Raw genomic sequence first — 10,328 nt, forward strand, 5'->3', positions numbered from 1 at the left:
GGCTTCTCCAGCCTTTAACCACTGGCCATCTAAAAAAATCGTTGTCTGGTCGTTGTAATACATGTTTCTACATTTTGAAATTATTGGTTTGAGCTACCTGTTGCAGCCCTAAATTCCGTTTTACTACAGTTTTCAATTCAAACAATTGCTACTTTATTTAATTGTTTTTCAAGTACTTACACTAATGCTTTTACAGTTTTAAGTCTCTCACTAATCTCATCTATTCCTAATCCTAAAGCCTACCTGCCAAGACAAGGCTGAGCGATAAGGCATTTATTCGGCAATTCCGGAAATAAGCTTGCCAGTTGACAGATAGATTCAGGAGAACGCCAAATAAAAAGGCCTCTCTCACGGGGTGAGAAAGGCCTTCAATACTGCATACAGAAGTCGCTCCCTCACCCCGATGGGCCGGTAATAATGACTACTGTAATAATTGAGTTTAACTGTTTCATATTTTATGTTCAATGTTCCCGTACCGAGTCATTCAGAGGGAGAACATTCTCATGTTCATCAGGAATGTGCTACCGAAGAATCTCCTGCTAAGTGCAAGGCATTTGGAGATTCTTTGGTGATCCCGGCCAGAAGTCTCTGGAAATTGGGCACCCGCTGAATAATGGCACTAAAACAAAAAAGCCTTCCGTTTCGGGAAGGCTTCGTATCATATATTTTGAACAATATCCTCCCCTTATTGCGGTGTCACCACAATGGTAATAATGGTTTGGATAGTGCTTACTCGTTTCATCTTGCCCAAAAGTGAAGGGTTTATTTTTTAGATCAAAGAGAATTTTGAAAAAACAGTTAACTGCATCATAGTTCATAGTGTGCTGCCCATTTGGCTGTACGAAAAGGCATAGAAGTGCTATCCATGAATTGGAGGGGACTGAAAACAAAAGAAAACATAGGACGGCACGGGTCCTACATCGAATTACAATTGGTCACTAGCATCTTGAAAACGAGTTCTTTATATTCGCAGCCATAAATTCCAACGGCATGCGACTCGGACAACTCTCCAGAAAACTTGAGGTAGATTCATCAGTCATAGTTAAAGTACTGAAGGAACATTTTAGGGAGGTAAATAACCATCCGAACATAAAGATTCAGGAAGAAGAGTTGGCCTTTCTTACTTCGCATTTTGCTCCTAAATCTGCCACGCCTGCCGGTACGGAGATGCCTACGGAAACTCCTCAAAAGACTGAGAAGCCAGAAACTACAGAAGAAAGCGTTCAAAAAGAAGATAAGGAGAAAGTTACCGAAGCTAAAAAACCGGAATATGTGGAGTCTCTCCGGCCCAAGGTGATTACTCTCGAAAACGAATTCAGTGAAAAAACCCGGTCTCTCGAAAGCTTTAAGGTAGAAAAGCCCGAGCTGGAAGGTTTGAAAGTAGTGGGTAAAATTGACCTGCCGGAACCCAAACCAAAAACAAAGCCTGAGCAAGAGACAACGAAAGAATCAAGCCAGGCCACAGGCAAGACAAACACCATTGACGAAAAAGGAGCCCGTCAGCGGTATACGGATAAAAAGAGAAAACCAAAATCCAGAAACAACAGAAATCCCGTGGAGGCTCGGAAAAAGAAAGCCGAGTATCTGGAACGCAAAAAGAAAGAGGAGGAAGAAAAGCGACTGAAAGAACTGCGTAAAAAGCACTACGAGGAAAAGCTGAAAAATAAGTCTTCAGAAAAAGCTCCCAAAAAGAAGAAAAAGAAAAATGTTAAGTCTGTGCCGTCTCAAGCCCAGCCGCAAAAACCTGTTGAAGCAAAAAGAACTAAAAACCCAATCGTTCGCTTTTGGAAATGGCTCAATGGTCACTACGACCGTTTTGAATAGGCACCTTACCTAGTTCCTTAAAAGCCCAATATCTCCCCATGTTTTGGGTTTTGTACACAGGTTGTATTATCAAGAATTTTATGCCTCAGATAGCATCTGTTTTTATATTGTCCTTAAAAACAGCCTACCCACAATAGGTTATTTCAAAAAAATTCTCTTTATTTTTAAATTGTTAGTTGATATTTCAGAAGGCTTATAATTCTTCTGAATGCGTAAAACCAGCGCCTGGGAGAATGAATCACTTCGTGCGTTTATTCCTGAGGCTATTACCGGAATATCGAAAACAATAACCAAACACACAGACTTTCACTATTTCAATCCATTTCAATCAGCATAAACTTTTCGACTGCATGCTCTCAAAGGTATCTACCTTCAAAACCGTACTGGAAAACTTAAGCGATGGCATATCAATCATCGATAAAGAAGGAAAGCACGTTTGGGTAAACAAGGCTATGGCCACCATTACCGGGTTTACTAAAGAAGAACTACTAAAAAGTTCTCCACCACACATTTATTGGCCCGAAGAAGAGCTGGACACCATTATGAAAGCCCTTGGAGAAACCATGGAAGGCAAGTTCAGAAACTTCGAGCTCATATTTGTAAGAAAATCCGGTGTCAGGTTTCCCGTGTTAGTCAACCCCTCGCCCATTGAGAACGATGAAGGTGAAGTCCAGTATTTTGTGGCCACCGTAAAAGATCTCACCGAAGTAAGGCGAGTTCAACACGAGCTAGACGACCTTGCCTATAATTATCGGGTACTTCACGATAATACCAGCGAACTCATATGCCGGCACGAACTGGACGGCCGCTATAAGTCGGTTTCGCCATCTTCGATACGCATAACGGGTTATCGTCCAGACGAACTGATAGGCCGCGACCCTTACGAGTTTATTAAGGAAGATCATTTAGAGCAAGTGAGGCAAAATCTTCATGAACAGGCACTAGCAGGCAACGATCTTATTCGCACACAATATGAGGCTAAAAGGAAAGACGGAACGATAATTTGGCTGGATACCATTACTAAAACTTTGCTGGATGAAAACCAGAAGCCTACTGAACTAGTTACAATAAGTAGAGAAATTACTGAGCTCAAGTCGCTGCAGACGAAACTGGAAGAAAACAACCGGGAGCTCAAACGGTCTAACATGGAACTGGAAAACTTTGCTTACATAGCCTCACACGACCTCAAGGAGCCCTTACGGACTATCGATAATTATGTGCAACTCTTTGAAATGAGGTACAGCCATGTGCTGGACGATAAAGCCCGTCAATACTTCGAGTTCATCAAATCGAGCGCAAAACATTCCATTCAGCTCACTGAAGACTTGCTGAACTATAGCCGTCTCAATTCCAGTGAGTTTCCCTATAAAGAGGTAGACATGAATGAGGTTTTAGAAAACGTGTGCTCGCAATTACAGTCGAGAATAGCCAAAAGCCAAGCCAAGTTAGTCTATGACAAAAACATGCCTAGTTTGGTTGGTTCACATATCTTATTATCGCGCCTTTTCATCAACCTCATTGCCAACTCCATAAAATTCAAATCAGAAGAAAAGCCCCTTATTCGAATAGCCGTTAAAGAAACTATCAATGCCTGGCAGTTTTCGGTGAGTGATAACGGAGTGGGTATACCGAAGAAAAGCAGAAAAGAGGTATTCGAAATTTTTAGACGCCTGCGCACCACCGATGACGAAAAAGGTTCGGGAATGGGGCTCACCATTTGCAAGCGAATTGTAGAAAAACATCAGGGAGAAATCTGGATTGAAGCCAACGAACCCAAAGGTTCTACATTCAAATTCACAATCAGTAAACACTTAAAGGAAAGCACAAATGTATGATCACAAAACAAGAATATTGTATGTAGAAGACAGCTTGGCCGACATCAACCTTTTTAAAGAGTTTATCGATGATAAGGTTGAGCTTACGGTAGTTTCAGATGGTCAGTCGGCCAAAAGCTATCTTCACCGATTAAAGCAAACAAAGTCTCATTTTCCCAACCTTATTATTCTCGACATCAACCTGCCGGAAATATCAGGTTTTGAGTTACTCAACTTGATTAAGAAAGAACAACGGCTCAAGTTCATACCTACCGTAATGTTTAGCTCCAGTGACAACCAGCGCGACATTAAAGATGCCTTTAGCCAGGCTGCCAACGGCTATGTGGTGAAGCCTGGCGATCTGGGTGATTACTCAAGAGCCATTGAAACATTCATGAACTATTGGGTCTATACCTGCAAACTGCCTCAAGAACAATAACCACACCGCTGCTCCTGCCATTTTTCCGTTACTCTCCGAAAATATTTTTAGTGAATAGGCATACCAACGCAACATATTCTTGCGTTTGGCAGTAATTAAGATCATTTGGCCAAAACCCAGTGGATTATTGGTCAATGTATGACAAACCAACACCAGTCGAAACTCAAAATCACAGTATGCGATTTAAGCAATTGCGTAATTATGTGCTTGTGGCTGCCATTTTAGCGGCCATTGCATCATGCCAGGAAGAGAAAATTCCGGAACCTTTTATTCCCAGAAACGACCATGAAGCATACGAAAAAGCCCTAGAAAGAGCTAACCTTCTTCATACAGCTTTGGGCAAAGATTGGCAAAACTCTGCCAAAGAAGCTCTTGAAAAGCCATTGTATATAGACCTTCCGTATGAGGAGGCCTTTTTTGTAGACGATAAGGCAGCCAAGGCCATTGGCTATCGGTTTGAGGCCAAGCGTGGTCAGAAAATTCAAATTTCGCTTCAAGATCTTGCAGTAGACAGCCTCAGTTTGTTTATCGATTTGTTTAGGGTAGAAAAATCTTCAATGGTTCATGTAGCTACGGCCGATAGCACCCATCATGTGTTAGGCTTCGAACCCCGTAAAGACTCCGAATATGTACTTCGCTTTCAAACCGAATTATTGAGGGGAGGAAGTTTTAAAATTACTTTCGAAAGTGTGCCAACCCTTTCTTTTCCAGTGGCCGGGCTCAACTATAAATCCATTGGCAGTGTATGGGGAGATCCACGAGATGGCGGAGCAAGAAGCCATGAAGGAGTAGACATTTTTGCACCAATCGGCACACCCGTAATAGCCCCCACCGATGGGTATATAAAAGTGGCCGATGAACGGGGAATTGGAGGCAAGGTGATCTGGTTGGAAGACCATCACAATCCTCAAAGCCTCTACTTTGCCCATTTGAGCGATTGGAATGTGAAGCGAGGCGACCGGGTAAAGGCAGGCGACACCATTGGTTTCGTTGGCAATACCGGTAATGCCCGCACCACCCCCCCTCACTTGCACTTTGGTGTTTATTCTCGTGGGGCCATGAATCCAATTAATCATTTAAAGCCAATAGACGGGAGTATTAAAGTGGTGCACCGCGATTTGGACTGGCTGGGAGAAACTATGCGAATGAAAACGCAAGTGCCTTTTTATGCTGATGTAAAAAGCCAAAGAGCTCAGGAAACGCTTGAGCGCAATCAGGTAGCCAGGGTTTTGGCTCTCAATGCTGCTCGCTGCAAGATTGAGCTCCCCGATGGTAGAACCGGATATATACCCAGAAATCAATTACTTACATTGAATACACCAATCTCCAGAGGAGTAATAAAGTCAGAAATGGCCCTAATGGCGAAACCTGACCCTGTTACTACAACCGATTTGCTTCTGGTTGATGAACAATATAAAGTGCTGGGCAAGAACAAACAGTTTCTTTTGGTAGAAACCAATACTGGTAAAATAGGATGGATAGGCTCCAGACCAGAAGGACAATCGGGAAAAATAGTAGCCGATAAAAACTAGCCTGCACCGTTGTTCTTGGTCTTAATAATAGCGGCCATTATGCTTAGGGCTATTTCTCTGGGAGTCTGCGAACCGATATCAATACCAATGGGAGCATCTATTCTAGCCAAGTCGGCTTCTGTAAAGCCAATACTTTTTAGCCTTTCTACTCTTTTGGCATGTGTCTTTTTGCTTCCCAATGCACCAATGTAACGCACCTCAGAAGGCAGCAATAATTTCAATGCCTCATCGTCAATCTTCGGGTCGTGAGATAGTATCACCGCAAAGCAATCACGGTCTAGTTTCAGCGTTGGCAGTACCTCCTGAGGCCATTTTACCTCCAACCGGTCAGGCTTAATGATACGCTCCGTCTTACGCACAAAAGTATCGCGCGGATCAATTAAAAGTGTTTCAAAATCATGCAGTTGCGCCAATACCAAAAGTTCCGTGCTTATGTGCGCTGATCCAATGAGTAGCATCCGCAACCGGGGAGGGAAAACATGGATAAACCATTGCTCATCAGCAAAGAAGTGTTGTCTTTGTTCCAAGGCCTGCTTTACCTCATCGCTCCCATCTTGTGCCGAGTAAAACGCATTAGCATAACCATTGTTCAGGTTAGTTACCCAAGCCAATGCCACATTACTCTCCAAAGCATTGAGAATAACTTCCCAATCAATAGAATCTCCTGACTGAATAAGCACCTTTATGGCTCCCCCGCAACTCAAACCTACCTCCCAGGCTTCGTCATCGGCCACTCCAAAGTCGGCCACTACTGCCTTGTTGTGTTTCAAAACATCCAGGGCCTTTGCCACCACGGCACTTTCTACACAACCACCACTCACCGATCCAGTCATTGTACCATCTTCCGTTACAAGCATGGCCGACCCGACCGGCCGTGGAGAACTCCTCCAGGTTTGTATGACCCTGGCAATGGCAAAGCGCTTTCTATTTTCAACTAATTCTCTTAATCTTGAAACAATGTCGGTCATGACTGACGTTTGAAAGGACTAAACAAACCTCAATATAAATAATTTGCTTGTCGATAATCATGGGCGGCCTTTAAGATACCTCCGATTGGGAGTAACCGAGCGATGCAATTTGCGCTGTTTCTACTGTATGCCGGAAGAAGGTCTTCCCTGGAGCTCCAAAAACCAGTTGTTAAGCTATGAAGAAATGCTTCGGTTGGTTGCCATTTTGGCCGGCTTGGGCATCGACAAGGTAAGGCTCACCGGGGGCGAGCCTTTTGTTAGAAAAGACCTCGTTTACTTTATGCGCGAGCTAAAGGCCATAAAAGGTATAAAGCAACTGAGTATAACTACTAATGGAACAGCTCCTGTTGAAACCATTGCTCAAATGAAGGCACTGGGCATTCATGCGGTTAACCTTAGCCTTGATAGTCTGAATCCTGAGCGCTTTGCAAGAATTACGCGCAGAAACGAATTCGACAAAGTATGGAGCTATTTTGAAGAGTTAATGAACCAGGGGCTAAGAACTAAAATCAATGCGGTAGTTATGGAAGAGCATAATCTGGAAGATATACTACCGATGGTTGCCCTAACTGAAAAGCATTCTGTGAGTGTACGATTTATAGAAGAGATGCCGTTCAATGGTGGCAGTAAAGGCTATCAAAAAATTAAATGGAACTATGAAAAGATTTTGCACCATATTTTGAACAAGCACCCGCAGGCCTTGCGGTTGGATGATCACAGCAGTTCTACCTCATACAACTATAAAGCACCCGGATATGCCGGTAGTTTTGGCGTTATTCCAGCGTATTCCAGAGCCATTTGTGCTACCTGCGACCGTATAAGAATCACCCCAAAAGGCGAGCTAAAAACCTGCCTCTACCAGAATGGAGGTTTTAGTTTTAGAGACTATATGAGAGCAGGAGCCACAGACAAAGACCTGCAGGCTAAGTTTAGAGAGCATTTTGGACGAAGAGCAAAGAATGGTTTTGAGGCAGAACAGAATAAGGAGCAATCTGCTAGTTTTGAGTCTATGGCTACCATTGGCGGATAGTCTAATTTTCTAAATCAGATTTTAATACGATACTTAGGTATGATCAGCTATCAACAGGCACTCGATACAATTGCTAAGTACCCTTTTGAGCCAGCCAAAGAAAAAGTGGCCTTGCAAGAGGCTACAGGAAGAATACTCGCCTCTCCAATACTTGCCGACAGGGATTTGCCTCCTTACGACAGAGTAACCATGGATGGTATTGCCATTAACTTCACTGACTTTGCCAATGGCCAGAGAGCATTTACCATACATCAAACCATTGGTGCGGGCACTCCCAAACAAACGCTCCATATTCCCGGTAAATGTGTTCAGATAATGACAGGGGCAATTATGCCTCAAGGATTGGATACGGTAATTCGCTATGAAGACCTTAGCATCGAAAATGGAGTAGCCACCATTCAGGCCGATAATGTTCAGGCCAGGCAAAACATTCATTTTAAAGGTAGCGACAAGCAAGCTGGTGAAATTGTAGTGGACAGTGGCAAAAGAATAAGTCATCCGGAATTAATTGTAGCAGCAGCTGTTGGACTTAAGGCCTTAGAGGTATTGAAAATGCCCAAGGCAGCCATTATAACTACCGGTGATGAACTGGTTGATATTGGAGATGTTCCCAAAGAGCACCAGGTAAGACGATCGAGCAATTATGGAGTTCAGTCTTTGCTTAACGATCTAGGAATTGAAGTAGACCAATTTCACATCGCAGACGATAAAAATCTGATGATCAAACGAATATCATCCATATTAGAAAGTTATAAATTAATTGTTTTAACCGGTGGAGTATCGAGAGGAAAGTTCGACTATCTGCCGGAAGTACTCGAAGAGTTAGGAGTAACAAAACACTTCCACAAGGTGAAACAAAGGCCCGGAAAGCCCTTCTGGTTTGGCACTCACAGTAAGGGCAATACAGTATTTGCTCTTCCCGGCAATCCGGTGTCATCCTTTGTTTGCGCTCTGGTATACATTAGGCATTGGGTAAACTGCAGCCTTAAAATTCAGGCAAACCTCCCCCATGCCATACTCACGCATGATTTGGAGTTCGCTCCTGAGCTAACTTATTTCATCGAATGTTCACTCGAACATAAATCAGACGGTACCGTCAGGGCTACAACCTTTAAAGGCAACGGATCAGGCGATTTTGCAAATATGATCCAAGCCGATGGTTTTCTGGTATTGCCCGAAAACAAAAACCAATTTAAAAGCGGGGAATCATATCCCTACCTTCCTATTAGAAACTAGCTTATGAAAAAGGATTTTTCACATATACGAGATCAACAACCTGCCATGGTTGATGTGGGCCTTAAAAACGATACCCAGCGCACAGCCATTGCCAAAAGCCTGATACAGTTACCTTCAGAGATGAAGGAACACATTAAAGACGGAGAAATTAAAACCCTCAAGGGCCCTGTGTTTCAAACCGCTATTATAGCCGGAATACAGGCCGCAAAACGAACCTATGAGCTTATACCCTTGTGCCATCAATTAAACCTCAATAAAGTAGATATTCAAATTCAACTGGCTACACCTCTATTAGTTGAAATAACTTGTGAGGCACGATGCACCGGCAAAACAGGAGTGGAAATGGAAGCTTTGACTGCTGTGTCCATTTGTGCTCTTACCATTTATGATATGTGTAAAAGTATTGATAAATCAATAATTATTGAAAAGATTAAATTATTATCAAAAAAAGGAGGTAAAAAGAATTATAAGAGGTAAAAAAACCCTAGAAAACTTATAAAAATGAGAAAATTATTGAAACATTTAGAGAACATATATAGAACATAATTATGTTAACTAAAAAACAAAAAGAGTTATACGATTTTTTAACTAAGTATATATCAAAAAATTACATATCTCCCTCATTTGAAGAAATGAAAGAGGCAGTAAATTTAAAATCAAAATCAGGCATTCATCGATTAATCACTAGCCTTGAACAAAGAGGTTTTATAAAGCGTTTGAAACATAAAGCCAGAGCAATGGAAATAACAAAAAAACTTCCCAAAAGCTATGATGTAAAATTGGTATCTTCACTTTGAATACTACACACTATTATTATGGTAATGAAATTTGTGTTATTCTAGCATTATAGTTATGAAGGACCTAGAAAATCTGAGATACTCTTGATATATTATAGGCAAATTTATCTTGGGGTGTCGCCANNAGGAGTGGAAATGGAAGCTTTGACAGGAGCTTCAGTAGCTGCCCTAACCGTATATGACATGTGCAAAGCCTTCTCTCATGAAATAGTCATTAAGGAAACACGCCTCATTCACAAAACTGGCGGAAAGTCCGATTTTAACAAGCCATAAGCAGTAAATAGAAACGCATATGAAGTTAGTGGCTGCAACAGACAAAGGACTTATTATTTATGCTCCAACCGATGGGAAATGGACATTGACTGACTTAGCTTTTGTAGGTCTGCCGGTCGGTGCATTTCATGCCGATGAAGAAGGTAACTGGTGGGTCGCTATAAATCACAAACACTGGGGAAGCAAACTGTATTTATCTGGAAATGAAGGAAAAAGCTTTGAAGAAGTGGCTGTTCCGCGCCATGAATTGAACCAAAATGAGACAGTCAGGTCGATCTGGACTATACAGTCCACTTACATTAACAGTGCTCTGAAACTCTATATAGGCACCGAACCGGCTGCCCTTTTTGTAAGCGATAACTACGGCCAAAGCTTTCAAGAAATAACCGAACTTTCTCAGCACCCAAGCAGACCA

At 42.3% G+C, this 10,328-nt stretch carries 9 protein-coding genes and 2 pseudogenes; 10 read left to right on the forward strand and 1 reads right to left on the reverse strand.

Annotated elements, in window-relative coordinates; genetic code table 11:
• Positions 1-990: 990 nt before the first annotated feature.
• From B3763_RS01565 to B3763_RS01580, 4 genes are all read left to right on the forward strand, one after another.
• Entirely contained in the window at positions 991-1,824 is an 834-nt protein-coding gene (locus B3763_RS01565) for a hypothetical protein (protein ID WP_286742919.1), read from the forward strand.
• Positions 1,825-2,174: 350 nt separating this feature from the next.
• Positions 2,175-3,659: a PAS domain-containing sensor histidine kinase gene (locus B3763_RS01570; RefSeq protein ID WP_286742922.1), complete on the forward strand. Its 1,485-nt coding sequence runs from the start codon at positions 2,175-2,177 to the stop codon at positions 3,657-3,659.
• On the forward strand, positions 3,652-4,077 hold the full coding sequence (locus B3763_RS01575; protein WP_189631207.1) for a response regulator: 426 nt from the start codon (positions 3,652-3,654) through the stop codon (positions 4,075-4,077). The genes B3763_RS01570 and B3763_RS01575 overlap by 8 nt, the downstream gene beginning before the upstream one ends.
• 176 nt (positions 4,078-4,253) lie before the next feature.
• Positions 4,254-5,609: a M23 family metallopeptidase gene (locus B3763_RS01580; RefSeq protein ID WP_286742926.1), complete on the forward strand. Its 1,356-nt coding sequence runs from the start codon at positions 4,254-4,256 to the stop codon at positions 5,607-5,609.
• On the opposite strand, the gene B3763_RS01585 is transcribed toward B3763_RS01580, so the two are convergent.
• Positions 5,606-6,577, reverse strand: coding sequence for an XdhC family protein (locus tag B3763_RS01585; RefSeq protein WP_286742928.1), 972 nt, complete (start codon positions 6,575-6,577; stop codon positions 5,606-5,608). The genes B3763_RS01580 and B3763_RS01585 overlap by 4 nt on opposite strands.
• A gap of 43 nt (positions 6,578-6,620) precedes the next feature.
• Here B3763_RS01585 and moaA point away from each other — a divergent pair, with 43 nt between their 5' ends.
• From moaA to B3763_RS01615, 6 genes and pseudogenes are all read left to right on the forward strand, one after another.
• Positions 6,621-7,607: a GTP 3',8-cyclase MoaA gene (gene moaA, locus B3763_RS01590; protein ID WP_286742930.1), complete on the forward strand. Its 987-nt coding sequence runs from the start codon at positions 6,621-6,623 to the stop codon at positions 7,605-7,607.
• A gap of 39 nt (positions 7,608-7,646) precedes the next feature.
• Positions 7,647-8,843: a molybdopterin molybdotransferase MoeA gene (locus B3763_RS01595; RefSeq protein ID WP_286742932.1), complete on the forward strand. Its 1,197-nt coding sequence runs from the start codon at positions 7,647-7,649 to the stop codon at positions 8,841-8,843.
• Between the two features lie 3 nt (positions 8,844-8,846).
• Positions 8,847-9,320, forward strand: a complete 474-nt coding sequence (moaC, locus tag B3763_RS01600) for a cyclic pyranopterin monophosphate synthase MoaC (protein WP_286742934.1) — start codon at positions 8,847-8,849, stop codon at positions 9,318-9,320.
• Positions 9,321-9,391: 71 nt separating this feature from the next.
• Positions 9,392-9,640, forward strand: a complete 249-nt coding sequence (locus tag B3763_RS01605; RefSeq protein ID WP_286742936.1) for a LexA family protein — start codon at positions 9,392-9,394, stop codon at positions 9,638-9,640.
• Positions 9,641-9,766: 126 nt separating this feature from the next.
• Positions 9,767-9,913: pseudogene (locus tag B3763_RS01610) on the forward strand (cyclic pyranopterin monophosphate synthase MoaC); the annotation flags it as partial.
• 19 nt (positions 9,914-9,932) lie between these two features.
• Positions 9,933-10,328, forward strand: a pseudogene (locus B3763_RS01615) (hypothetical protein); the annotation flags it as partial.

The sequence above is a fragment of the Roseivirga sp. UBA1976 genome, assembly GCF_002336325.1.
Classification (GTDB): Bacteria; Bacteroidota; Bacteroidia; order Cytophagales; family Cyclobacteriaceae; genus Roseivirga; species Roseivirga thermotolerans.

Excerpts from the sequence above, each read along its gene's own strand:
- B3763_RS01565 (WP_286742919.1), top strand. The coding sequence starts at position 991 with ATGCGACTCGGACAACTCTCCAGAAAACTTGAGGTAGATTCATCAGTC.
- B3763_RS01570 (WP_286742922.1), top strand. The coding sequence starts at position 2,175 with ATGCTCTCAAAGGTATCTACCTTCAAAACCGTACTGGAAAACTTAAGC.
- B3763_RS01575 (WP_189631207.1), top strand. The coding sequence starts at position 3,652 with ATGTATGATCACAAAACAAGAATATTGTATGTAGAAGACAGCTTGGCC.
- B3763_RS01580 (WP_286742926.1), top strand. The coding sequence starts at position 4,254 with ATGCGATTTAAGCAATTGCGTAATTATGTGCTTGTGGCTGCCATTTTA.
- B3763_RS01585 (WP_286742928.1), bottom strand. The coding sequence starts at position 6,577 with ATGACCGACATTGTTTCAAGATTAAGAGAATTAGTTGAAAATAGAAAG.
- B3763_RS01595 (WP_286742932.1), top strand. The coding sequence starts at position 7,647 with ATGATCAGCTATCAACAGGCACTCGATACAATTGCTAAGTACCCTTTT.
- moaC (WP_286742934.1), top strand. The coding sequence starts at position 8,847 with ATGAAAAAGGATTTTTCACATATACGAGATCAACAACCTGCCATGGTT.
- B3763_RS01605 (WP_286742936.1), top strand. The coding sequence starts at position 9,392 with ATGTTAACTAAAAAACAAAAAGAGTTATACGATTTTTTAACTAAGTAT.